The organism is Methylocystis iwaonis (assembly GCF_027925385.1).
Classification (GTDB): domain Bacteria; phylum Pseudomonadota; class Alphaproteobacteria; order Rhizobiales; family Beijerinckiaceae; genus Methylocystis; species Methylocystis iwaonis.
This window is the reverse complement of record NZ_AP027142.1, coordinates 829,061-852,456: the sequence shown is the minus strand read 5'-3', so window position 1 is coordinate 852,456 and position 23,396 is coordinate 829,061. Positions and strand designations below refer to the sequence as shown.

Below are 23,396 nucleotides of genomic sequence, written 5' to 3'. Positions count from 1 at the left end.
GTCTTATGTTGTCTTGCGTCTGATTCAGCGAGCCTGCTCGCTCGAGGCGATGCGGGTGCGCGACTCGGCCGCCGCGAATTTCTTCTTGGCCTCGACCAGCCACTCGTCGTACTTCTCGCGGCTGACGACGCGGATCGCCATCGGCATGAAGGCGTGGTCCTTGCCGCAAATCTTCGAACACTGGCCGTAATAGACGCCTTCCTTCTCGGCCCGGAACCAAGTCTCGTTGAGACGGCCCGGCACCGCGTCCATGCGAACGCCGAACGCCGGAATAACGAAGGAATGAATGACGTCCGCCGCGGTGATCTGCAGCTTCACGACCTCATTGACAGGAACATAGGCTTCATTGTCCACGGCGAGGAGGCGCGGCTCGCCTTCCTTCAGCTCGTTCTCCGGCTTCATGAGCTGGTCGAAACCGAAGCCGCCGCCCTGATCCTCGGGATATTTGTAGGACCAGTACCACTGATTGCCAGTCACCTTTATGGTGATCTTCGACTCGGGGATTTCGACCTGATGCGCGAGAATGCGGAAGGACGGAATGGCGATGAAGACCAGAATGAGGATCGGCAGCAGCGTCCAGGCGATCTCGAGGCCCGTGTGATGGGTCAGCTTCGACGGCACCGGGTTCGCCTGCTCGTTGTAGCGCCAGGAGACGTAAAGCAGCAGACCGAGCACCGCGAGGGCGATGAAGGTGATGACCGGCAGAAGGATGCCGTTATAGAAAAACTGCGTCTCATGACCGACGTCGGTAACCGTCGCCGGGAGGCCGATGCCGCCCGGCGTGGGCTGCCCCTCGACTTGAGCATAGGCGAAGCCTGCAAAGAGGACGACCGGAAGCGCAACTAGCGCAGCGAGCGCTCCCCCAGACATGAATTTTCGATTGCCCTTGGACATGCAGGTCGCCTTTCGCACCTTATTCGTCAGCCAGATTCGATGTTTTTCATGCAATTTTCGGACGCGCTTCCGCCGCCAAAAGCTCTCGCCCGACCCGGCCCGGTTCAACCACAAACGGCAGCCTCGCGCAATTACTGCGACGCCACATTTTAAATGACAAAACGTCGCGCTAACCGCAAAAGCCGCGAGGATTTCGCGTCTGCTTGACAGGACGGGACCATTTGCTAGGCAACGGCGGCTCTCATCGCGGTTCGCCGCTATGCGGCCGAGATTGGATCCCAGGATCGGCGAAGAAGAGCAATTGCTGCTGGAGCCACCATGAATCCTTTGCGCGCCGCGTCATACATGGCCCCATACCTGACCCCATTGCGACAATCAGTCGCAGGTCTTGCCGGAATTCTCCTGACAATCGGCTGTGTCGACGCGGCGCAAGCGCAAGGCGTCGTGAAATCCAAATTCGGCGATTGGGAGATTCGGTGCGAGACGCCCGTGGGCGCCGCCTCCGAGCAATGCGCCTTGATCCAGAGCGTCGTCGCCGAGGACAAAAGCAACGTCAATCTGGTCGTCATCGTCCTGAAAACCAGCGACGGAAAGAGTCGTTTGCTCAGAGTGATCGCGCCGCTCGGGGTTCTGCTGCCGAATGGCCTCGGTCTCAAAATCGACGAAACCGACATCGGTCGCGCCGGATTTGTCAAATGTCTGCCAACGGGTTGCGTCGCAGAAGTCGTCATGGACGACAAGCTGATCGATCAGCTCAAAAATGGTAAGACCGCGACCTTCATCATCCATCAGGTTCCAGAAGAGGGAATCGGGCTTCCGCTGACGCTCCAGGGCTTCAAAGAAGGCTTCGCAAAGCTTCCATAGGGATGGGCGCGTTATATGAAAGCTGGCTTTACTGGTTTAGGAGCGCTGGCCGTCGCCGCGGGGCTCTCCACATTCGGCGTGGCGGCATTCGAGCTTCCCAAGGTTGGCGTCCCCGAGTGGTTCGGGGGCGGCGCGAATGGGGAGTCCCTGGCCCCGGGGGCCACGGCCGATTGCCCTGTCATCGTCAATGAGGACGGATCGCAGATGATTCGTTCGCCTGCCGGCGCCGATTCGGCGGCCGTGCATCATCAGCTATCGATCAAATCGACCGCGCGGGAATGCATCGTCGAAGGCGATCATCTGACGATCAGGGTTGGGGTCGAGGGCGACGCTATGCTGGGCCCTGTCGGCGCCGCTGGTTCTTATGGCGGCGTGGTCCGCGTAGCGCTGCGTCGAACCAAGGACGATTCGATCGTGTCGTCGAAGACCTACCGAGTGAGCGCGACCGTTCCATCGGGCGCAGCGCGCGCGGATTTTCGATTTCTTGCCGATCCGCTCATCGCGCCGACGGTCGCGAAGGCGCAGGAGGATTACGAAATCCTCGTCGGCTTCACAGATGGCGCCGCCGCCGGCGAGGCCCCGGTCCATAAAAAGAAGAAGGGCCGGCGCTAAAAGCGCCAGCCCGTTCAAAAACACTCGTTCTCTTGTAAGAAGCGCTCGATCAGTTCGAAACGTAGCGCGCCGGCTCGGCGAGCGACTTCACGTCATTGATGCCCGCCATCACGAAGTCCTTGCCAGCGGCGCCGCTGGCAAGAACGCGCTCGGCGACCTTCACAGCGGCATCGGCGGCGGCGGCGCGCACTTCGGCGGCGGCCTGCGCTTCGGCCTGAGCGATCTTCTGCTCGACCTGCTTCACGCTGCGCGCCGTGAATTCCTCGATGCGGCGCTTGCCTTCAGCGGCGATCAGCTCGGCTTCTTCCTTCGCCGCCGCGACGATCGCCTTGGCTTCGGCCTCGGCTTCCTCGCGCTTCTTTTCAAAGGACGCCAGCAGCGTCTCGGCCTCCGAGCGCAGACGCTCGGCTTCCGCAAGCTCGCTCTTGATGCGGTTGATGCGCGCGTCGATCAGCGCGGCGAATTTCGAATGAGCGCCGACCCAGAGCAGCACGAGCACGAAGATCGTGAAGCCGACGGCGACGTAGAATTCCGCGTCGAAATGCATGGAACGCGTCTCCTCAGTTCACGGATTTGTATTCGGCGGCAAGGCGGGCGCGATCCGCCGGCGCGCCGGTCAGCTTCTCGACGATCGAAGCGGCGGCGTCGAGCGCGATGGCTTCGACATTGGCGAGCGCGGCAGATTTGGCGGCGGCGATACGCTCCTCGGCGGCGCGAATCTTTTCGCCGGCGTCCGATTCGGCGCGCGTGCGCTGCGCAGCCGTCTCATTGGCGATCTTCTGCTGGGCTTCGCGGCCGATGGCCTGGGCCTCTTCGCGACGCAGGCGCAGAATTTCGTCATTGGCGGCGGCGGCGGCCTGCGCCTTGGCCTGCATCTCGCGCGAGGCGTCGAGATCGGAGACGATCTTCTGTTCGCGATTCTCGATAATGCCGCCGACGCGCGGCAGCGCGATGCGCGACATGAGAATGTAGAGGAAGCCAAAGATCAGGACGAGCCAAACGAGCTGCGGCGCGAAATTCTCGGTCTGGAAGGGCGGAAAGCCGCCTTCGTGATGGGCTTCGCCGCCCGTCGCGCCCACCGACTCATGCGTCGCGTGGGTTTCCTGCTCGGCCTCGGCGGCGTGGGCGGAAGAGATGATCGCCATGGACATGATCCAAAGTCTTCGACGCGGCGCGCGCTTTGGACGCGGTGCGCCTCTACGGGGCGTAAGACGCGAGGCGCGCAATGAAAGCGCGCCTCGCAAAGAGATCAGGAAAGCCTTAGGCCTTCAGATACAGCAGCAGCGCGATAACGAAGGCGAAGATGCCCAGGCCTTCCGCGAGCGCCGCGCCGATGATGGCGTTGGTGAACTGGGAAGCGGCCGCCGACGGATTGCGCAGAGCGCCGTTGACGAAATTGCCGAAGATGATGCCGACGCCGATCGCCGCAGCGCCGGTGCCGATCGCGGCGAGACCCGCGCCAACCAGTTGCATTTCGGTAGCCATAATACTCTCCTGTTTCTATGGACCAGCTTTTATTGTTGGATGTTTATCAGTGGCCCGGATGGATCGCGTCGTTGAGATAGACGCAAGTGAGGACGCTGAAGACGAAGGCCTGCAGGCAGGCGACAAGCAGCTCCAGCGCATAGAGCGCGACGATGGCGAGCAGCGGCACCGGCGCGAGCGCCTGATAGACGCCGCCGGCCGCAAGCAGCAGCACAACGAAGCCGCCGAACACTGCGAGCGTCACGTGGCCCGCGAGGATGTTGGCGAAAAGACGAATGGAGAGCGACACCGGGCGCGACAGGAAGGAGATCACCTCGATCGGCACGAGGATCACCAGCACCGGCAGCGGCACGCCATGCGGCACGAAGAGATTGAGGAAGCCGAAGCCGTGGCGATAGAAGCCGTAGGCGGTCACCAGCGAGATGACCAGCAGCGCAAAGGCGCCCGTCACGACGATCTGGCTCGTCACCGAATAGGTGTAGGGGATGAGCCCGATCAGATTGGAGATGAGGATGAAGGAAAACAGCGAGAAGACGAAGGGGAAGAACTTCATCCCCTCCTTGCCCGCCGTCGAGCGCACCGTGTTGGCGACGAACTCGTAGAGCATTTCCGCCAGCGCCTGGAAGCGGCCCGGCACGATCGCCTTGCGCGAGGTGGCGAGAAGCATCAGGAACACCACGCCGAGCGCGGCGAGCAGCATGTAGAGCGAGGCGTTGGTGAAGGAGGTTTCGACGCCCGCCATCTGATGCGGGAAGTAGCGGTGCAGTTCGAATTGTTCGATCGGATTCGGCGCGGCCGCTGCTTCTGTGCTCATCGTCCCTGCCCGGGCGTCTCCGCCCGGCCCTCGATTGATCGCGCGACAACCGCGCCCTAGGTCTCGTCCCGATCGCGACGGCGTTAAGCCTGCGGCTTCGCCACGCGATAAATATTCCAAAAGCCAGCCGCTATGCCGAGACCGAGCAAGACGATCATCAGCCAGGGCTTGGTCCCGAGCCATTCGTCGACTTTCCAGCCGACCAGCCCGCCAACCAGCACTGCGCCCACGAATTCGGAAAACGCATTGAGCCCGACGCTCAACGCCCGTGACAGGCCCCTTCTCTCGGGCGGCGGCGCCTCTTTGGCGAGCTGCTCTTCCTCGCGCTGACGCAGCGCCGCGTTGAGCTTCTCGAGCCGCGCGTTGAGCGCGTCCATTTCGGCGTCCCGCTTGTCGTCTTCGTTCATCGGCTCTCTCCGTCGCGCCGGATTGGCGCGCAAAATTGAACCATGGCCGAGGGCGGCTTGTTCGGGGGAATTATCCGGTTCCGGGAGCGGCTTGATCGAAAAAGCCCGGCCTTTCGGCCGTCCCCTTTCGAGCCGCGCGCAACATATTGACGGGCCACGGTGAAGTCAAGGCGGCGGGGATTTACGCAAGTAGATTGAAACAAAAGGGAAAACACCGGAATAAGACAATTCGCCCCGGCTGAAAGTTTGTGCATTTGCGAAGGGAAGAGGATGCTTGAGAGTTGGAGCCACTCTCGGAGCATTCGCAGCCAACGTCGGCGGCAGGCCAGATGTCATTCGAAGGCGGTCTCGAAATCCTGCCCGCCGTAAAATACGCCTTCGATGAGCAGGGCGTCCTCGCCAACAACAAAGGCGACCGTCACGCGTCGCTCGAAGCCGATCGTGCGTAACCCGGGCAGGAGGTCATCGCGCTTACGACCGCGTTGCGGAAAAGTCGCGAGTCCAAGGCAGTAATTGACGAGCCGCTCGGCATAGGCGTCTGCTGTTTTTTCGCCGGCAGCCTCGCAAATCCAGGCATGTAGGGAATCGAGTTGGCGCTCTGCGAGAGGCGTAAAAATAACCGGCGCGTCGCGCTTCATTTCACAGCGGCGCGGCGAGCCTTGATCCTCTCCAGCACAGCTTGCGCCGGGACGCCTTTCGAGGGGTCGGAAAGATATTCCTCATGGCCCCTGACCACCTCGTCGCGCAGCCATTTTTCAAGCGCCGCCTCACGCTCCAAGAGCGCAACGACGCCTTCGCGCATCACCTCGCTTGCCGAAGCGTAAGCTCCCGACTTCACTTTTGCGTCCACGAAATCCGCCAACTCCTGCGGAAGCGAGACGCTGAACAATTGCGCGCTTCTCATTGGCCTGCGTCCGATGCCTAAGGGTCAAATATAGCAAGTCGCGAGCTCAATTCCTATGGAGTCTGAAGCCGTGGCTTCAGCTCGCCAGCGCGAACTTCTCCGCCTGCTCCAGATCCACCGACACGAGCTGCGAAATGCCGCGTTCGGCCTGGGTCACGCCGAAGAGCCGGTCCATGCGCGCCATGGTGATCGGGTTGTGGGTGATCGTCACGAAGCGCGTGTCGGTCTTCTTGCGCATTTCGTCGATGAGGTCGCAAAAGCGCTCGACGTTATAGTCGTCCAGCGGCGCGTCGACTTCGTCGAGCACGCAGATCGGCGAGGGATTTGTCAAAAACACCGCGAAAATCAGCGACATGGCGGTCAGCGCCTGCTCGCCGCCGGAGAGCAGCGACATGGCCGCGGGCTTCTTGCCCGGCGGGCGGGCGAGAATGTCGAGGCCGGCCTCCAGCGGATCGTCGCTCTCGACGAGCTGCAGCTCCGCCGAACCGCCGCCGAAGAGGATCGTAAACAGCTCCTTGAAATGCGCATTGACCTTGTCGAAAGCGGCGAGCAGGCGCTCGCGGCCTTCCTTGTTAAGGCTCGCGATGGCGGCGCGCAGCTTCTTGATGGCTTCCGCGAGGTCATCGCGTTCGGCGATCATCTTCTCGCGGGTCGAATCGATCTCGGAAAGCTCTTCCTCGGCGCGCAGGTTGACGGCGCCGAGCCGCTCGCGATCGGCGCGCAAAATTTCGAGCCGCTTTTCGACCTCGGCAATCTCCGGAAGCTCATCGCCCTCTTTCACCTCGGCAAGGCCTGCCAGCGCGGCGGGGGTCGTTTCGAGATCGTGCTGGATCGCGCGTTCGATGTCGGCGGCGCGCTGTTTGGCCGCCTCCAATTGCGCTTCGCTGCGCGCCTTGGCCTCGCGGGCGGCGCTCATCGCGTCGAGCGCGGCGCGGGCGGCGCGGTCCGATTCGGCGAGGCGGGTTTCGGCCTCGGCGCGCGCGTCCGAGGCGGCGCGGCGGGCGGCCTCGGCCTCTTCCAGCGCGTTCATCAGCGCGCGGCGCTGTTCGAGGAAGGCGTCGGGCGATTCGGCGAGGCGCTCCTGCTCCTCGCGCGCCGATTCGAGCCGCTCCTCCAATTCGCCGAGGCGATCCTGGGCGCGGTCGCGCCGCTCGGCCCAGGAGGCGATCTCGCGGAGGATAGCGTTGATGCGGGAGGCGCGGGCGCTCGCTTCGTTACGCAGGCTCGTCAGCGCGGCGCGGGCCTCGCCCGCCTGGGCGCGCTCGACCATGGCGCGAGCGCGCAGGCTCTCCAGCATGCCGGCGAGCGAGGCGGGCTCCTCCAGCGCGTCGAGCTGGGCCGAAAGCGTGTCACGCTTTTGCGCGGCTTCATCCCGATTGGCGAGCGTCTGGGCCTTGGCCTCCTCCAGCGCGGAGAGGCGCTGGCCGATCTGCGCGAGGCGCCGCTCCGCCGCGCTGTGGCGTTCGCGCGCCTCCTCGAGCTGGGCGCGAGAACGACGCTGGGCTTCGCGGGCCTGGGCGTCGGCCATGGCGGCGAGCCGGGTGGCCTCGCGCGCGGCGTCGAGCTCCTCGGCGAGGGCGTCGGCCTGGGCGCGGGCGCGTTCGGCCTCAGCGCGCAGATCTTCCAGCCGGTTCTTTTCGGCGAGACGGCGGGCGGCCGGCGTCGGGGCCTCGGCCGCCTGGGTGAAGCCGTCCCAGCGCCACAGATCGCCCTCCTTGGAGACGAGCCGCTGGCCGGGCTTTAAGAGCTTGCGCAGGCTTTCGCCCTCGGCGCGCAGCACGACGCCGATCTGCGCCAGACGACGGCGCAACGCCGGCGGCGCCTCGACCATCTCGCCGAGTGAGCGGACCCCGGGCGGCAGCGCCGGATCGCCGGCGTCGGGCGTGACTGCCCAATGGGCGGGCGCGGAGGTTTCGGCGGAGGCGTCGAGATCGTCGCCGAGCGCCGCGCCGAGCGCGGTCTCATAGCCTTTCTCGACAGTCATGCTCTCAACGACCGGCGCCCAGAGCCCGCCCGAGCCCGACTGCAGCAGATTTTCGAGCGTGCGGACTTCCGTCTCCAGCCGCTGCGCCTTCAGCGCCGCCTGCTCCACCGGCTGGCGGGCCGCGGCCTCGGCGTCGCGCGCCGCGCGCTGGGCCTCTTCCGCCATTTGGGCGGCCTCGTCGGCGGCATTGGCCGCTTCGACCGCCATCTCGAAGGCTTCGGCGAGCCGTTCAGCCTCTTCGGCGCCGCCGCCCTGCCCGGCGATAAGGGCGAATTCCGTATCGAGGCGCGTCAGCTCCGCTTCGAAGCGGGCGACGCGCTGATTTTCGTCGCGCAACGCCGATTCGATCGCCGCCCGGCGAGCGTTGACACCGGCGAGCTGCTGCTGAGCATCGGAAAGCTCCGACTCGGTCTCCGCCAGCGCCGCCTCAATCTCGGCGAGGCGCGCCTTCGCTTCGGCTTCGCGCTCGCCGTCGAAAGTGTCGGCGCCGAGCAGCTCGGCGCGCTCCTCCTCCAGCCGCTCGGCGACCTCGGCGGCGTCCTCGATCAGCGCGCGCTCGCGCTCGAGGTCGCGCATGAATTGCTCGATCTGGCGGGCAAGCTCCGAGATGCGCTGCTTGGCGCGCTCTTCATCGACCTCCAGAGACTGGCGCGCGGCGACGAGACGGTGCACGGCGGCGCCGGCTTCGGCCTCCTTCTCGCGCAGCTTCGGCAGCTCATGCGCCGCAATGGCTTGAAACTTCGCGCTCTCCGCCTGCTCCAGCGTGCGTTGCTGGACATTGGCGATGTCGGCTTCGAGCTTTGCCGCGGCGTCGCGCAGGCTGTCGGCGGCGATCTGATAGGACACCAAAGCGACGAGCGCCTCGTTCTGGCGGATTTTGGCGGCGATCTCGCGGTAGCGGGCGGCCTGGCGCGCCTGACGGCGCAGGCTGTCGCCCTGGCTCTCGACCTGTTTCAGGACGTCCTCGAGGCGCGTGAGATTTTCGGACGCCGCATTGAGCCGCAGCTCGGCCTCGTGGCGGCGGGTATGGAGACCGGCGACGCCGGCGGCGTCCTCCAGAATGCGGCGGCGGGCCTGCGGCTTGGCCGAGATGATCTCGCCAATCTGGCCCTGGCGCACGAGCGAGGGCGAGCGCGCGCCCGTCGCGGCGTCGGCGAAGAGAAGCTGCACGTCGCGGGCGCGGACTTCCTTGCCATTGACGCGATAGGTCGACCCCTGCTCGCGCTCGATGCGGCGGCTGACCTCGATCGTGTCGGCGTCGTTGAAGGCCGCGGGCGCAAGGCGGGCGGTATTGTCGAGGACGAGGCCCACTTCAGCGAAATTGCGCGCCGGGCGGGAGCCGCCGCCCGAGAAGATCACGTCGTCCATGCCGGACGCGCGCATGTTTTTATAGGAGTTTTCGCCCATGACCCAGCGCAGGGCCTCGACGAGATTCGACTTGCCGCAACCGTTCGGCCCGACCACGCCGGTGAGGCCCGGCTGGATCAGGAAGTCGGTCGACTCGCAGAAGCTCTTGAAGCCAAGAAGTCTGAGGCGCTCGAATTTCATAGGCAAAAATGCGCCACAAAAGAATGACGAATGCAAGGAAGCGCCCGCAATATCTTGTGGGAAGAACGGCGCGCGACGAAAGCGCCGAATCGCGAGCTTCCCTATTTTCCTATTGCGCTGGAGGGATTCAGCCGAAAAGATGGGACCGAACGGTGAATCGCGACGGCCTTCCGGCCTTAACTCTCGTTCGAGGATGAGCTTGGCGGCGACGGTATCCTGCAGCGACGATCTTTGGGTTTTCGGCTATGGCTCGCTGATGTGGCGTCCGGGCTTCGACTATGTCGAAAGCGCGCTCGCCTGGGTCCATGGCTACCACCGCTCTCTCTGCATTTTCTCCCATGTGCATCGCGGCACGCCGGAGCGTCCTGGTCTCGTGCTCGGCCTCGACAAGGGCGGCTCCTGCCAGGGGGTGGCCTTTCGCGTGGCGGCGAAAGAGCGTGAAAAAACCGTTCAATATTTGCGTGAGCGGGAGCTCGTGACCGCCGTCTATCTCGAAAAGACGGTGGGGGTCCGCTTCGCCGAGGGCGGGTGCGCCAACGCTTTGGCCTATGTGGTCGACCGTAGTCACTGCCAATATGCGGGCCGTCTCCCCTATGATGAGATGACAAAGCTCATTGCCGAAGGGTGCGGGCTTGCCGGCGACAATCCGGCCTATGTCCGCAACACATATGAACATCTGCTCCAGCTCGATATTCACGACGCCGAGCTGGCGGAGGTCGTCCGGCGGTTGGACCAATGCTCCTGCCGCACGGCCCCCGCACAAAAAAAGGCCGGGGCGAACCCCGGCCATTGAGGAAACACGAAGTTACGCCGACTGGGCGCGCTTACGAACAAGCAGCACGAACGCTCACGCAACGCCTCATTACGGCCAAGCACGCGACAAACGCCACCAACGCCACACGCACTCAATTCAGCAGCGATCCGGCCAGATCGCGAACCGCTTCTATGTCCGGGCAGAAATGCACATGCCATTCAACGACGACGAGCTCACGTCCGACCTTGCGCAGTGCATCGCGTGAGCGGCGCTCCGCAGCAGCAAAGACGCAGACCGGGCGCAGGACGCCGCCGTCGGAGGCGACGCCGATGATCGCGCCTCTCTCAACGTCGGAGACAAAGCCTTCCTCGCCGCGCTGGAAAACGGAACAGACAAAACGCCGCCCGCTCGCGCCCCGCCAGGAGAAGAAACGGCCGCGCAGCGCCTCCGAATCCGCAAGAGAATCGAGTTCCTGCCCGCGCGGCGTAAAAGCGCGGATCGAGCGGGACCTGGGGGAAGCGAAGCGTTGCATGACGACCCTGCCAAAAGCGGGAGCAGAACAAGAACACAACTAGAACAAACACTGCACGCTGTCAAGGCGCGCGACCGCCGAAACCTCGGGTTCCTGAACAAGGCCCGGCGGGCGCGCGCCGCGTTGCGCCGACCGCACAACGCAAGACGGCAACCCGTCTCGCCGCGTTTATGCCCCGCTCAGCATCGCCCGGATGTGCGCCAGCGCGCATGGCGAAAAGCGTCTTGTCGTGAAAATGGGGAGGCCAAGCTTCTGTTTCAAGCTGAGACAGAGGCGCACGACTACGCGGGAGACAGAGCCGGAATTCCTGGCGCAAGCGCCGCGCTGGCTGCTCCCGCCGCGGTTTTAAGCGTTGGCCCCGCCCCCGGCGGTCTTCAGCCAAGCGGCGCCGCAGGCCTTGGCCAGCTCGCGCACGCGCAGAATGTAGCTCTGACGCTCGGTGACCGAGATCACGCCGCGCGCATCGAGCAGGTTGAAGGCGTGGCTCGCCTTGATGCATTGGTCATAGGCGGGCAGCGCCATGCGGTGCATCTCGTCGCCCGAGCCTGCGCCGAAATCGAGAAGGCGCCGGCACTCGGCCTCGGCGTCCTTGAAATCCTCGAAAAGCTTCGCCGTGTCGGCGGCTTCGAAATTATGGCGGGAATATTCCTGCTCAGCCTGCAGGAAGACGTCGCGATACGTGACCTTCTCGTCGCCGTCGCGGCCGTTGAAATTCAGCTCCATAATGCTGTCGACGCCCTGCAGATAGCAGGCGAGACGCTCGAGCCCATAGGTCAATTCGCCCGCGACCGGCGCGCATTCGAAGCCGGCGACTTGCTGGAAATAGGTGAATTGCGAGACTTCCATGCCGTCGCACCAGCACTCCCAGCCGAGGCCCCAGGCGCCGAGCGTCGGGCTCTCCCAGTCGTCCTCGACGAAACGAATGTCATGCAGCCGGGCGTCGAGGCCGATGGCGGCGAGCGAGCCGAGATACAGCTCCTGGAGATTGGGCGGCGACGGCTTCAGGATCACCTGGAACTGATAATAATGCTGCACCCGGTTGGGGTTCTCGCCATAGCGCCCATCCTTGGGCCGCCGGCACGGCTGCGCATAAGCGGCGCGCCAGGGCTTGGGGCCGAGGGCGCGCAGCGTCGTCCCCGGATGGAAGGTCGCCGCGCCCATCTCCATGTCGTAAGGCTGCAAAATGACGCACCCCTGCGCCGCCCAGTAATTTTGCAGCGTGAGAATCAAGCCCTGGAAGGAGCGCGTGGGGGAGAGATAGTCGACAGCCCCGCGCGACGCATTGGCGGCAACCGCTTCCTTGCTTTGATCGACGCTCATATCTCGAACCCCTGGCCGCGCCTTCGCGGATCTTGCGACGAAGCAGTTACGGTTGTCGCGGCGCGCGGTCAATGGGGCGCGTCCGCCTCAGAAGTCGTCTCAATTTAAGCCAAATCCGTCGTTCGGCGGAAAGGGCTTGGCAACCATTCCGAAAGCACCCCGCGCTAGCGTCGAACCATGCGTAACATGGTTCTGTATCCTCGCGTTTTTTCATCCCGAGAGCTTCGCCGGATCATCCCGGCGCTCGGGGCGCTGAGCATCTGCCTCTTGACAGGCGCCTTGCTCTTCCCGCGCTCGCCCCTCGACCCGGCGCCTGACGCCGAGGCCGCGGGCGTCAAGGACCTTGGCCTGCGCGGCTCCTATCTCTCCGACATCGGCCCCCATGCGGCGAGCGCCTTTGCGCCGCGCGAGGCGCGCGCGAAGCCGCCGTTCCGTTTTGTGGCGGAGGCCGAGGCGGCGACGCCCGCGCCGCTGGCGAAGGCTCCCGAGCCGCCGGCGCCTCCAACGCGCCCGGTCGAATTGCGCACCGTCAGCGCCGCTCTCGTCGAGCCGCCCCATGTCACGGCCGATGCGCCCACCCCGCCGCGCCGGCCCGCCGAGCTCTCGGCCGCGCTGCGGCCCGAGGCGCCAAAGGAGCTGCCGCTCGCCGCGCGGCACGAACCGGCGTCGCGCCGGATTTCGCGCCTCGAGGGTGCCACCGCCGTTCCGGCGACCCCGTCCGACAATCCGGGCTTCTTCGAGCGACTGTTCGGCGGCGCGCCCCAGGCCGCCGCGCCGCGGGCGGCCCACCGTCAGGAAGCCATGGCCTACGCCAACCCTTCCGATCCAGTCGGGCTTTTCGGCGGGCTGCACAGCGCCGTGGCGCCGGCGAATCCGAGCGCGCGCTTCGACCGCTACACGGCGGTCTACGACATCTCCGCCCGCACGGTTTACATGCCGAACGGCCAGCGGCTCGAGGCCCATTCCGGGCTGCGCGAGCATCTCGACGACCCGCGCTATGTGCATTTGCGCATGCGGGGTCCGACCCCGCCGCATGTTTACGATCTGAGGCCGCGTGAGGCGCTGTTCCATGGCGTCGAGGCGCTGCGGCTCAATCCTGTCGGCGGCGGCGGGGCGATCTACAATCGCGCGGGATTGCTGGCGCATACTTATATGCTCGGCCCCAACGGCGACTCGAACGGATGCGTCTCCTTCCGCGACTACGACGCCTTCCTCAACGCCTATAAGCGAGGCGAAATCCGGCGCCTCGCGGTGGTTTCCCACCTGTAAACGACTGAGCAGGCGGGACCTTCCCGCCCTGCCTGCTCCGGCGCCGTTCCCCGAAGCGCCTGTTTACAGCCAAGAATTCGCCCGAATTGAGCCCAAGCAAGGCCGCGATGCTTTTCCAGAGTGTTGCCGTGACGCTATTGCGCGCGCCACTCCGGGTCCGGAGCATCGATTCGTCGAAGCCCTAAGGCACAAATGGCGCGCCCCAGCGATGCTTTCGGGGGCGGACGTTGAAGAAAACCCATCTACACGGCTTATTGTCGCGCGATCACGGCCGGCCGCTTGCCTATGCCGTGCTGGGCGCGGGCGTATTGTCCTTGGGCTTGCTGGCCGCTTGGCAAGGGCTTCATCAGCGCCCGGCGCCGGCCCCAGTCCTCGCCGGGGCCGCGCAGCCAACCCAGGGCCCACATCCCTATGGGCCGATGGTCGTCGGGCTCGGCCCCTGGGCGCGCAGCGCCGTCGCGACGGCGCCTGCCCCTCAACAGAGCGCCGCGCTGGAGGCCAGGGTCGAGTCGACCGCGCCAAACGAGAGCGTCGAGCCGCCGCCCGCCGACATTGCCGAGGAGACGGGCGCGCCGCTGCCGCCGCATCGCCCGGCCGAGCTGAAAAATTCCGTGAGCCGCGCGCCTGAAGCGCCCATACGCCAGGCGGCGCTGCCGAGCGAGCCGGCGCCCGCCCCGGCGGACAACCGCGGTTTCTTCGAGAAGATTTTCGGCGGCGCCGGCGCCGAACAGCAACAGCAAGCCGGCCAGCCTCAGCCCGCCCCCCTCGGCCGCGGCCGCCGACAGCAGCAGGCCGTCGCGGCGCAGGGCCAAACCCAGGCCTTGGCTTATGCGCCGCAGGAATCGACCGGCGGGCTCTTTGGCGGCCTGACCAGCGCAGTTGCGCCTTCCGTCCCCGCTCAATCGACCGCAACGGCCCGCGCTGGCGCCGGCACGGCCGTCTACGACATCTCCGCCCACACGGTTTACATGCCGGACGGAACGAGGCTCGAGGCGCATTCCGGCCTCGGCCCGCATCTCGACGACCCGCGTTTCGTCCATGTGCGGATGAAGGGCCCGACCCCGCCGACGGTCTATGCGCTTACGCCGCGCGAGGCGCTGTTCCATGGCGTCGAGGCGCTTCGGCTCACGCCCATCGGCGGAGACAACATCTACGGGCGCGCCGGTCTCCTCGCCCACACCTTCATGCTGGGCCCGAACGGAGATTCCAACGGCTGCGTCTCGTTCCGAAACTATAGCGCCTTCCTGCAAGCCTATAAGCGCGGCGAGGTGCGCCGGCTGGTCGTCGTCGCGCGGATGTAACGGCTCTTAAAAAACGCCGCCGAGGGTGCGTCCCTCGGCGGCGTTTGTGTCGCGCAGCTTGCTATCAGGTGGGCGCGTGCGCGTGACCGTGTGTCCCTCCGCGCTCCGGCCCCGCGACGCGATGCGACTCGCTTTCGAGCTCGGAGCGCGCCTCGGCGACGAGATCGCCCGTCGCTTCGGCGATGGTGGCGACGGTCCTCTCATAGACGGAGATACCGGTCTTGATCGCCCCCTTGGCTACCGGCCGCAGCGCGCGCCCGACCGAGGGGAACAACGCCGGAACGACAAGAAGCGCCCCGATGCCGATCGCCACGGGTCCCAATGCTTCTTCCATGAGGTCTTCGAACAGCGCCATTGCCGTGCTCCTTCAGGATGTGATCGAACGATCCCTTTCCGGTTGAATGGCTCGCACTGGGGGATGTCATTCCCGGCGGGCTGAAAGCCCGACCGGGAATCCAGAGCCGCAGAAGCGCTGGTTTTGCTCTGGATTCCCGATCGCTCGCTATGCAAGCGTCGGGAATGACGCCGAACCAATCAACGGATCTCACACCAGTCATGTGCGCATCCGCGTTGCGCCTTCAAGGCGCGTCAGCGCCTAAAACATTTAAAATCTTTTAGTTAGGCAGAGCTACGCACAGCCGACGACGCGATCTCACCTGCCGCCGGCGGGCGGCGGAAACTGCCGCAAAGGCACGGCGGCGCGCTGCCCCTCCTGATAGGAAACCCACCAGCGTTGCGCCGCCCGACCGCCATAGAGCAGGACCATAGCCGCCGCGGCCACACTATTGCCGCGCGCCAGTTTGAGTGCGACGCTCGCGCCCACAATAGCGAAGACGGAAATCCGCGCCACATTGACCCGGCCGGGGCTCCGGCGCTGGAGATGCGCCTGGGGCTTGGCGCTCGGCTGTTTCGGCTGGGGCGCTTCGTTCCTCCCGTCGCGCACAGGGGCTTCCATAGCCCGCAGCATGCCACTCGATTCCAGCAGATCGAGAATGGCTTCGGCGTCGGGAGCATGAATCACGACGCTCGTGGAAAGCGGATTGACGTCGACGCGCTCGACGTCCGGCCATTGTGACAACTGGTCTTGCACAGACCTAAAAAATTCACGGTCACCGCGTTTGTGCGGCGCCTGGAGTCGCAGCCGCCGAGGCGTGGCGTGCGCAACATGGAATCCGTGATGTCTCGTCATCGGGCTTTTCCCGCATAGGGCCGGGCTCTTTGACGAAACGATAGTTCCAGGGAAAGCGCATTCAAGCGCGCGTGAGCGCGGGACGCGCGAATAGTTTTGAGGATCGGACACGTCATGTGAGGTTGGACGTCCCGCCGCTCGCGCAGCGAACGGGAATCCAGAGCCAAACCAGCGCTTTTATTGGCTCTGGATTCCCGATCGGGCCTTTGGCCCGTCGGGAATGACAAGCGCCCAATACGCGCTGTTCAAACGGAAACGGTATCAGGTCAGCAATTTGACCAGGGAAAGCGCCGAGCGGTCGAACAGGCTCTTCACCAGCGCCGAAGCCAGGGCCTGGCCAAGCCCGGAAGCCGCACTCGTCGCAACAGAGTCGGCGCTGTGTGACGGGGCGGGCTCGCCGGCCTGATCGCTGAGGCAGCCCTGCCGCCGCAGCGTCGCCCAGAAGGCCTCCAAATCGAAGTCGGCCCGGTGATAGAGCACCGTGACGCTGCCCGTGTGGGCGTTGATCGAGGCGGATCTCACGCCGGGAACAGCAAGCAGCGCCGAATGGAGGGGGATAATCGCGCGCGAATCGCCCACAAGATTTGCGAGGCAGACCCGCAGTCGCCCGGGAACATGGTGCAGGTGAAGGACCATCTGACAGCCGACGTTTAGTGTTGCTGGTACAACTACTTAGCCTGATCGAATTACAACTGCATGACATTTCTGGGGCGTCGTGCGCGAGGGTCGCAGACGATCAGGCCGCCGCCTGCGCCTGTCCCGAGGACGGGATATAGCGCAAGCAAAGGCCCGGCAGCGGATTGGCGAGGCCCGAAACGACGCTGACGTCGCGCCAGCGCGGATAGGCCGGGGGCAGGAGCTCCAGCACCAGGCCCACGCCGGCGAGGAAAGCGCCTTCATCGGCGAAATCCTGCGCCCCGAAATCATGGGAGGCGTCGGCCCCGCTATCGGCGCCGTCGAGCAACGTCTCGAGCATCCGAAAGGCCCAGGGCGCCTGCTCCACGATGCGGCGCACGTCCTCTAAATCGGGCCGCGACACCCGCCAGCGGAGCGGCGACTCGTTCAGCCGCGCGACCGCGTCTTCGCTCGCCAGATCAGGCAGCGCCCGCAGATCATGCGCGGCGATGGAGAGGCAGCCAGCAGGGTTGCGCCGGAAGGCCTCGAAGGCGCCGACCAGAATCGCCGACTGCTGATGCAGGCGTCCGTCGCCGCGCTCGCCATCCTCGGGCCGGAATCGGGCGCGCATGAAAATGATGCTATCGCCGACCGCCCGCGCAATCAGGCAACCGGCGCCACGCGCGCCAACCGCGATGGCGTCCGGCTCGAAGCGGCGCAGTCCCGCGAGACGCAAGGGCGACAGATAAGGGTCCCAGGCGCGATCAAGGCCCGCGGAACGGCGCGTGACGGCATAGCCCGCCGAGGCGGGCACGCGCCGCTCGTCACCCTCGCCGAGCTTGCCGTAATGCAGGCGGTGAAAGGTGATGATCTCGTCGCCGCCAGACGGCGTTCCGCTCGCCATAAACCCGCCCCTCACAAAGTGTTTTGGTTTACGACAAATAGGAACGTTTCATTAAGCAAGAATTGCAGTCGCCGGAATTTCCTCTTCCAGCGCGTCGATCTGCGCGTGGGAGAATGTGAAGGCGCTGTCGAGCCCCAAAGCGGCGTAGAGAATGGGCTCGGCCGTCAGAAACGGCCGCCAATATTCGCTATGGACGCGCGCGCCCTCCAAGCCGGCGCGGCGGAACCGGCGCTCGCCCGGCTGATGCGGGTCCATATTCGGGTTCTGGAAGCGTTTGACGAAGCCATAGGCCGAGCAGACGGTGTAGCGCACCGAGACGCCGACGGCGTCCAGCGCCCTGAGCCGCGAGAGCCATTGCGCCGAGCGCAGCGACTTGCGCAACACATGCAGCGCCACGGCAGGATCGCAGGCATAGGTGAAGGCGCTCGGCCCCAGCCGGGTGAACAGCCGCTCATATTGCGAGAAGACGACGACGAGGCGCTTGAGCTTCTTCTCGCGCGCGAGCGCAAGGCGGTCGATGAGCCGCGCCAGCGCGCCCATCCAGGCGGAGTCGTCGAGCCGCACCAGCGGCAGCACCAGCACCAGCGCATCCGCCTCCAGCATCTGGCGCGCGAGCTTGGCTTTCACGTCGTTGAGGATCGCGACCTCCGCGCCATCCGGCGGCGCGGCGATTTCGCCGGCCGAGTCGACGATCTCCAGCAGCCAGGGCCCGCGCGTCACGACCTCGGGCGGCGCCTCGCCATTCACCGAGAGCCGGAAATAATATTCGTAGGTATTGAGCGTGTCGGTGGCGACGCCGCCGTCCGAGAATTCCTGTTTCAGGCGCTCATAGTCGCCCTTCTCGGCCGCGAAGAAATCGGCGCGGCGCAAATCCGCCGGCCCGGCGGCAAACTCGGCCTGCGAGATCGGCTGCAGCGCCGGCCGCAAGCGGGGCGAATAGCCGAAGGCGCTCTGCGCGACGCAGTCGACGAGCGACGCCAGAAGCGAGGACTTGCCGCCCTTCTTGGGCCCAACGAGACAAACCGTTAGTTTTTCGGTCATTTCCGCTCCCTTACGAGCGCGACCATACAGGGCGGGAGCGATGCGGGAAAGGAGGGTGGGGGCACCGGTGGGCCATAACGATTTCGCCCCCAAAAGGTGACGCGCCCCGGCTCGCCGTGCTAAGCGCGCCTCATGCTCGAAGGCCTTCCCCCCAATGGCGCCAGCCATGTGCTGCGCCTCTCCACGGACGAGCGGCGCGCCCGCGCCGTCGCGGACATCATCGTCGAGACGTTCGACCCCACCGAGACCGCCGCCGGCGCCTTCGAGGTCGACGGCGGCCCGGTCTGGACGGTCGAGGTCTATTTCGCCGAGGCGCCCGACGAAGATGACATCCGCGGGCTGATCGAGGTGGTGACCGACGCCGAGACCGCCGCCCGCGCGGAATTTTCGGAGATTGCCAAGGAAGACTGGGTCCAGAAGTCGCTCGCCGGGCTGGAGCCGGTGCGCGCCGGCCGCGTGCTGGTGCATGGCTCGCACGATCGCGACCGGGTGCGGGCGAATGACATCGGCGTCGAGATCGAGGCGGCGCTCGCCTTCGGCACCGGCCACCACGGCACGACGCTGGGCTGCCTGCGCGCGCTGGATCGCGTCTTGAAACGCCGCCGTCCCCGCCGCGTGCTCGACGTCGGCACCGGAACCGGCGTGCTGGCGATCGCGGCGGCGAAGCTCCTTCATCAGCCTGTGGCCTGCGGCGACATCGACCCTGTCGCCGTCGAAACCGCCCGCGCCAACGCCGTGGCCAATGACGCCGGCGCCTATGTGCGGCCGGTCGTGGCCGTGGGGCTGCGCCATGAAGCCATTGTCGGCAAATACGATCTCATCCTCGCGAATATCCTGGCCAAACCCTTGCGGCTGCTCGCGCCCTCCATCGCCGCGGCCGCCGGGCCGGGCGCGGAGCTGGTGCTTTCGGGCCTCCTCGCCCGCGACGTGGCCGGCGTGCTCTCCGCCTATCGCGCCCAGGGCTTTTCGCTCGCCGAGCGCGGCGACATCGACGGCTGGGCCACGCTCGTATTGAGACGCGGCGGCGCGCGGTGACGATCCGCCGCCTCCTCGCTGCGGATGCGGAGGCGTTCCATCATCTGCGGCTGGAGGCCTTTCGCCTCGAGCCGCGCTGCTTTCGCTATGCGCCGCAGGACGAGGCGGGAGTCGGCGCCGCGGAGAGGGCCGCGCGGCTGGAGCGGGATTTCGTCGCCGGCTATTTTGCCGATGACGCGCTTGCGGGCGCCGCCGGGCTCGCCTTTTTCTCGGGCGCGAAACTGGGTCACAAGGCGCTGCTCTGGGGCATGTATCTGCGCGCCGCGCATCGCGGCTCCGGCGCCGCCGACCGGCTGATGGACGCGCTGCTCGAACAGGCCCGCCTTCGGGCGGAGATCGTCACGCTGACCGTCGTCGATGAGAACGCACGGGCGAAGCGCTTCTACGAACGCTGGGGTTTTACGACCTATGGCGTGGAGCCCCATGCGGCGAAGCTCGGCGACGGCGATTATCTCGACGAAGCGCTGATGGCGCTGCGGCTGCGATAGCCCCCTCCCCAACCCTCCCCCGCTAACGCGCGCTAACGCGGGAGAGGGAGCAGATTGTGGCCTTAATCGAGTACGCTGATCGCGAGCGTCCCCTCTCCCGCGAAGCGGGGGAGGGACAGGGAGGGGGCGCTTGTCGCGGCGACAAACCATTGCTCATGATCCCTTCTCGAACTAGCTTTGCTTCATGTTCGAAGCAAAATTCCAATCCTTCGCCGACGCCTCCTCCTCCCACGACAGCGCCACGCGGATCGCCGCGCTGCGCGAGGAACTCGCGCGCCAGAACCTCGACGGCTTTCTCGTTCCCCGCGCAGATGCGCATCAGAACGAATATGTGCCCAAAAGCGCCGAGCGCCTCGCTTGGCTTACAGGCTTCACCGGCTCCGCCGGCTTTGCCGTGGTTCTCGCGCAGGAAGCCGCGATCTTCGTCGATGGCCGCTATGTGATCCAGGTGCGCCAGGAGATCGACGGCAAGATCCTCACGCCGATCGACATCTCGGAAACCGCGCCCTCTAAGTGGCTTGCAGAACATGCGCGCGAGGGCGCGCGCATCGGCTATGACCCCTGGGTTCATACGAGCGGCCAGATCGAACGCTTCGCCAAGGCGGTCGAAGGCAAGAAGATCGCGCTCGTTCCGCTAGACGCCAATCCGATCGACGCGCTTTGGGCTGATCGCCCGAGCGAACCCATGGGGCCCGTCGCCATCCATCCTGCCCGCTACGCCGGCGAGACCGCCGCCTCCAAGATCAAGAAGCTGCGCGAGGCACTGAAAGACGCCGACGCGACGTTGATGTCCGACCCGCACGCCATCTGCTGGGCCTTCAACATCCGCGGCGCCGATGTGGCGCATACGCCGATCGTTCTCGCCTTTGCGCTTCTGCCCAAGGAAGGCGCGCCGACGCTTTATCTCGACGACGCCAAGCTCGACGCAAAGACGCGCGCCGCATTGGAAAAATTCCTCACGCTGCGCGCCCCCGCCGAGCTGATTGGCGATCTGACCGAGGCCGGCAAGCGCGGCGAGACGGTGATGTTCGACGCCGCCACTGCGCCCGTGAAGCTCGTCGAGACGCTACGCGCCGCCGGCGGCAAGCCGCGCGTGGCCGAAGACCCCGCGGCGCTGCCCAAGGCCATCAAGAACAAGGCCGAGCTTGCCGGCGCGCGCGAAGCGCATATCCGCGACGGCGCCGCGCTGACGCGCTTTCTCGCCTGGTTCGCAGAAGCGGCCCCAAAGGGCGCGCTCACCGAAATCACGGCGGCCGAAGCCGCGGAGACCTTCCGCCGCGAGAGCGGCGATCTGCGCGACATTTCCTTCCCGACCATCTCCGCCTTCGGCGAGCATGCGGCGATTCCGCATTATCGCGTGACCGAGAAAAGCAACCTCAAGATCGGCAAGGGCGTCTATCTCATCGACAGCGGCGCGCAATATATCGACGGCACGACGGATGTGACGCGCACGGTCGTCGTCGGCCGCGCCTCCAAACAATTGAAGGATCACTTCACGCGCGTGCTCAAGGGCCATATCGCTATTGCGCGGGCGGTGTTTCCCAAAGGCGTCACCGGCGCGCAGCTCGACGCTTTCGCGCGGCGTTATTTATGGGAGGCGGGGCTCGATTTCGATCATGGCGTCGGCCATGGCGTCGGCTCTTATCTTTCCGTGCACGAGGGGCCGCAGCGCATTTCCAAGATGGGCGCGACGCCTTTGCAGCGGGGCATGATTCTCTCGAACGAGCCCGGCTATTACCGCGCCGGCGAATATGGAATCAGGCTGGAAAATCTCATCATTGTCGAAAAGCGCGAAATCGCCGGCGCCGAACGCGAAATGCATGGCTTCGAGAGCATCACGCTCGCGCCTTTCGATTTGAACTGCGTCGAACCGAAGTTGATGAACGCCGAAGAGATTGCGTGGCTCAACGCCTATCACGCTCATGTGCGCAAGACGCTTTCGCCGCTTGTCGACGCGAAGACGCGGAAGTGGCTGCGTGAGGCGACGCAGGCGATCTGACAGGACTGCTTAAACCGTCATTGCGAGCGGAACGAAGCAATCCAGAGCCACATCACGGCCCTGGATTGCTTCGTCGCTTTCGCTCCTCGCAATGACGGGGTGATACGGCCACGCTGTCACCGAACCATCACAGCACCGTCATGCAAGCTCAATCCAACCGTCACGCAAACGCAGTCGCAACGTCGCGAAAACGCAGCGCAATTTCCCTAGCCTTGCGTCATGGCGTTTACGACGGACCTGGCGGCGAAGCTGACGCGCGACGCGTCATCCCTCCCGCAAACCGGCCTCTCCGGCCAATGGCTGCAACGTCTCCTCGACGCTGATCTAGCCGCCGTTCACCTCTTCTCCCGCTCGGCGCGGCCCAAGGCCATCCGCTTCCTCGCTATCGGCGTGAGCAAGCTCGGCAATGGCTGGATCTATCCGATCCTCCTGACCATCGTCTTCCTTGGCCTCGGCTGGCAGGGCTGGCATGTCGTGCTGCTCGCCGCCGCCAATGCGGCGCTGCTGCATATTCTCTATCCGATCATCAAGCGCCGCTTCTGCCGCAAGCGCCCCTTCCATGTCGATCAGCGCCTGCCCTCGCTGCTCAAGACGCTGGACGAGCACTCCTTCCCGAGCGGCCACGCCATGACGCTGACCGGCGTGCTGGCGCCGATCGTCCTCGCCTGGCCGGCGATGAGCATTTCCGCGGTGGTCCTCGTGATCTCCATGGCGTGGTCGCGAATCGCCACGGCGCACCACTATCCAAGCGACGTCATCGCCGGCATAGCGCTCGGCCTCGGCCTCGCCTTCCCGCTGTCGACCTACGCGCTCGCGCTTTTCTAGGCCGCGCGCGGCAACGCCAGCGACGCCTCGGCAGGCGCCGCGCTCACGCGGCCCTTGGCGCCGTCAAGCGCGCCCGCGACGAGCTCCAGCCCCAGAAAGCGCGCGCGCTCCACCGGGCCGGGCAGCGACAGGCCCTCAGTGAAGCGGCGCTGGAAGCCGAAGCGGCGATAATAGGGTTCGTCGCCGACAAGCAGCACCGCGGCATGGCCGAGCGCCGATGCGCGATCGAGAGACGCGCGCATCATTTGCGCGCCCAGCCCCAGCGAGCGGGCGTGCTCGGCGACCGCCAGCGGGCCGAGCAGCAACGCCGGGCGGCGCCCGCCGGCGAAGACCGGCCACAGGCGAATCGTCGCGAGCAGCTCGCCCTCATCGTCCTTGGCGACAAGCGCCAGCCCCTCTGCGGGCACATGGCCCTCGCGCAGCCTCTCGCAAGTCTTGAGGAAACGCGCGGGCCCGAAAGCGGCGTCCAGCAGCGCCTCGCGCGCGCCGACATCCGCCGCCGTCTCTTCGCGAATCGCGAAGGACGCGCGCGATAGGGCCGCGGGGGCTGCGATGGGCGCGAAAAGGTCGGTGTGAAGTTCAAAGGCCATCTGTTCCTCCTTCAGAGGACAA

26 protein-coding genes are annotated in these 23,396 nt (G+C 65.6%); 9 read left to right on the top strand and 17 right to left on the bottom strand.

All coding sequences use genetic code 11. The features are described from left to right. Positions 1-24 precede the first annotated feature (24 nt). Positions 25-870, bottom strand: a complete 846-nt coding sequence (gene coxB, locus QMG84_RS04070; RefSeq protein WP_281930649.1) for a cytochrome c oxidase subunit II — start codon at positions 868-870, stop codon at positions 25-27. Between the two features lie 342 nt (positions 871-1,212). Between coxB and QMG84_RS04065 the strand changes: the two genes are divergently transcribed. Then, positions 1,213-1,758, top strand: a complete 546-nt coding sequence (locus tag QMG84_RS04065) for an invasion associated locus B family protein (protein ID WP_281930647.1) — start codon at positions 1,213-1,215, stop codon at positions 1,756-1,758. A 15-nt stretch (positions 1,759-1,773) separates the two neighbouring features. Then, positions 1,774-2,370, top strand: coding sequence for a hypothetical protein (locus QMG84_RS04060; RefSeq protein ID WP_281930646.1), 597 nt, complete (start codon positions 1,774-1,776; stop codon positions 2,368-2,370). Between the two features lie 49 nt (positions 2,371-2,419). Here QMG84_RS04060 and QMG84_RS04055 read toward each other — a convergent pair whose 3' ends face one another. From QMG84_RS04055 to QMG84_RS04020, 8 genes are all read right to left on the bottom strand, one after another. Continuing rightward, positions 2,420-2,917, bottom strand: a complete 498-nt coding sequence (locus tag QMG84_RS04055; RefSeq protein ID WP_281930644.1) for a F0F1 ATP synthase subunit B family protein — start codon at positions 2,915-2,917, stop codon at positions 2,420-2,422. Positions 2,918-2,930: 13 nt separating this feature from the next. Further along, positions 2,931-3,515 carry a F0F1 ATP synthase subunit B family protein gene (locus QMG84_RS04050; RefSeq protein ID WP_281930642.1) on the bottom strand — a complete coding sequence of 195 codons (585 nt, stop codon included), beginning with the start codon at positions 3,513-3,515 and terminating at the stop codon, positions 2,931-2,933. Positions 3,516-3,630: 115 nt separating this feature from the next. Continuing rightward, a complete protein-coding gene (locus QMG84_RS04045; RefSeq protein WP_016920243.1) occupies positions 3,631-3,855 on the bottom strand; it encodes a F0F1 ATP synthase subunit C in 225 nt (74 codons plus the stop codon). A 46-nt stretch (positions 3,856-3,901) separates the two neighbouring features. Then, positions 3,902-4,669, bottom strand: a complete 768-nt coding sequence (locus QMG84_RS04040; RefSeq protein WP_202073001.1) for a F0F1 ATP synthase subunit A — start codon at positions 4,667-4,669, stop codon at positions 3,902-3,904. A gap of 83 nt (positions 4,670-4,752) precedes the next feature. Continuing rightward, positions 4,753-5,076, bottom strand: coding sequence for an AtpZ/AtpI family protein (locus QMG84_RS04035; RefSeq protein WP_202073002.1), 324 nt, complete (start codon positions 5,074-5,076; stop codon positions 4,753-4,755). A 332-nt stretch (positions 5,077-5,408) separates the two neighbouring features. Then, positions 5,409-5,714 (bottom strand): type II toxin-antitoxin system RelE/ParE family toxin, encoded by a 306-nt coding sequence (locus tag QMG84_RS04030; RefSeq protein WP_202073003.1) that lies wholly within the window; start codon positions 5,712-5,714, stop codon positions 5,409-5,411. After that, complete coding sequence (locus QMG84_RS04025) at positions 5,711-5,980, bottom strand: type II toxin-antitoxin system ParD family antitoxin (RefSeq protein WP_202073004.1); 270 nt, start codon at positions 5,978-5,980, stop codon at positions 5,711-5,713. Before QMG84_RS04025 ends, QMG84_RS04030 begins: the two co-directional genes overlap by 4 nt. Positions 5,981-6,056: 76 nt before the next feature. Continuing rightward, positions 6,057-9,512, bottom strand: a complete 3,456-nt coding sequence (locus tag QMG84_RS04020) for a chromosome segregation SMC family protein (protein ID WP_281930639.1) — start codon at positions 9,510-9,512, stop codon at positions 6,057-6,059. Between the two features lie 193 nt (positions 9,513-9,705). Between QMG84_RS04020 and QMG84_RS04015 the strand changes: the two genes are divergently transcribed. Beyond that, the gene (locus tag QMG84_RS04015; protein WP_281930636.1) at positions 9,706-10,305 is read left to right on the top strand and encodes a gamma-glutamylcyclotransferase; all 600 of its coding nucleotides are present in this window, start codon (positions 9,706-9,708) and stop codon (positions 10,303-10,305) included. Positions 10,306-10,417: 112 nt separating this feature from the next. Here QMG84_RS04015 and QMG84_RS04010 read toward each other — a convergent pair whose 3' ends face one another. After that, positions 10,418-10,798: a hypothetical protein gene (locus QMG84_RS04010; RefSeq protein WP_281930635.1), complete on the bottom strand. Its 381-nt coding sequence runs from the start codon at positions 10,796-10,798 to the stop codon at positions 10,418-10,420. 345 nt (positions 10,799-11,143) lie between these two features. Continuing rightward, entirely contained in the window at positions 11,144-12,118 is a 975-nt protein-coding gene (locus tag QMG84_RS04005; protein ID WP_281930633.1) for a glycine--tRNA ligase subunit alpha, read from the bottom strand. A gap of 177 nt (positions 12,119-12,295) precedes the next feature. Here QMG84_RS04005 and QMG84_RS04000 point away from each other — a divergent pair, with 177 nt between their 5' ends. Together QMG84_RS04000 and QMG84_RS03995 are read left to right on the top strand one after the other, a co-directional pair. Beyond that, positions 12,296-13,387, top strand: coding sequence for a DUF2778 domain-containing protein (locus QMG84_RS04000; protein ID WP_281930632.1), 1,092 nt, complete (start codon positions 12,296-12,298; stop codon positions 13,385-13,387). Positions 13,388-13,614: 227 nt separating this feature from the next. Continuing rightward, positions 13,615-14,688 (top strand): DUF2778 domain-containing protein, encoded by a 1,074-nt coding sequence (locus QMG84_RS03995; protein WP_281930630.1) that lies wholly within the window; start codon positions 13,615-13,617, stop codon positions 14,686-14,688. Between the two features lie 64 nt (positions 14,689-14,752). Here QMG84_RS03995 and QMG84_RS03990 read toward each other — a convergent pair whose 3' ends face one another. From QMG84_RS03990 to QMG84_RS03970, 5 genes are all read right to left on the bottom strand, one after another. Further along, positions 14,753-15,043, bottom strand: coding sequence for a DUF5132 domain-containing protein (locus tag QMG84_RS03990; RefSeq protein WP_202073010.1), 291 nt, complete (start codon positions 15,041-15,043; stop codon positions 14,753-14,755). Positions 15,044-15,340: 297 nt separating this feature from the next. Then, positions 15,341-15,778, bottom strand: coding sequence for a hypothetical protein (locus QMG84_RS03985; protein ID WP_281930626.1), 438 nt, complete (start codon positions 15,776-15,778; stop codon positions 15,341-15,343). A 360-nt stretch (positions 15,779-16,138) separates the two neighbouring features. Beyond that, a complete protein-coding gene (locus QMG84_RS03980) occupies positions 16,139-16,513 on the bottom strand; it encodes an HMA2 domain-containing protein (protein ID WP_281930624.1) in 375 nt (124 codons plus the stop codon). A 100-nt stretch (positions 16,514-16,613) separates the two neighbouring features. Next, a complete protein-coding gene (locus tag QMG84_RS03975) occupies positions 16,614-17,396 on the bottom strand; it encodes a hypothetical protein (RefSeq protein WP_281930623.1) in 783 nt (260 codons plus the stop codon). 51 nt (positions 17,397-17,447) lie between these two features. Continuing rightward, on the bottom strand, positions 17,448-18,437 hold the full coding sequence (locus tag QMG84_RS03970) for a hypothetical protein (RefSeq protein WP_281930621.1): 990 nt from the start codon (positions 18,435-18,437) through the stop codon (positions 17,448-17,450). Between the two features lie 132 nt (positions 18,438-18,569). On the opposite strand from QMG84_RS03970, the gene QMG84_RS03965 reads away from it, so the two are divergent. The 4 genes from QMG84_RS03965 (at position 18,570) to QMG84_RS03950 (ending at position 22,784) form a co-directional block, all read left to right on the top strand. After that, positions 18,570-19,472, top strand: a complete 903-nt coding sequence (locus tag QMG84_RS03965) for a 50S ribosomal protein L11 methyltransferase (RefSeq protein WP_281930620.1) — start codon at positions 18,570-18,572, stop codon at positions 19,470-19,472. Then, entirely contained in the window at positions 19,469-19,960 is a 492-nt protein-coding gene (locus QMG84_RS03960) for a GNAT family N-acetyltransferase (RefSeq protein ID WP_281930618.1), read from the top strand. The genes QMG84_RS03965 and QMG84_RS03960 overlap by 4 nt, the downstream gene beginning before the upstream one ends. A gap of 184 nt (positions 19,961-20,144) precedes the next feature. Further along, on the top strand, positions 20,145-21,959 hold the full coding sequence (locus QMG84_RS03955; protein ID WP_281930617.1) for an aminopeptidase P family protein: 1,815 nt from the start codon (positions 20,145-20,147) through the stop codon (positions 21,957-21,959). Between the two features lie 219 nt (positions 21,960-22,178). Then, on the top strand, positions 22,179-22,784 hold the full coding sequence (locus QMG84_RS03950; RefSeq protein WP_281930615.1) for a phosphatase PAP2 family protein: 606 nt from the start codon (positions 22,179-22,181) through the stop codon (positions 22,782-22,784). Here the strand turns inward: QMG84_RS03950 and QMG84_RS03945 are convergent. After that, positions 22,781-23,374 carry a GNAT family N-acetyltransferase gene (locus tag QMG84_RS03945; RefSeq protein ID WP_281930614.1) on the bottom strand — a complete coding sequence of 198 codons (594 nt, stop codon included), beginning with the start codon at positions 23,372-23,374 and terminating at the stop codon, positions 22,781-22,783. The two genes, QMG84_RS03950 and QMG84_RS03945, sit on opposite strands and share 4 nt — an antisense overlap. Positions 23,375-23,396 lie beyond the last annotated feature (22 nt).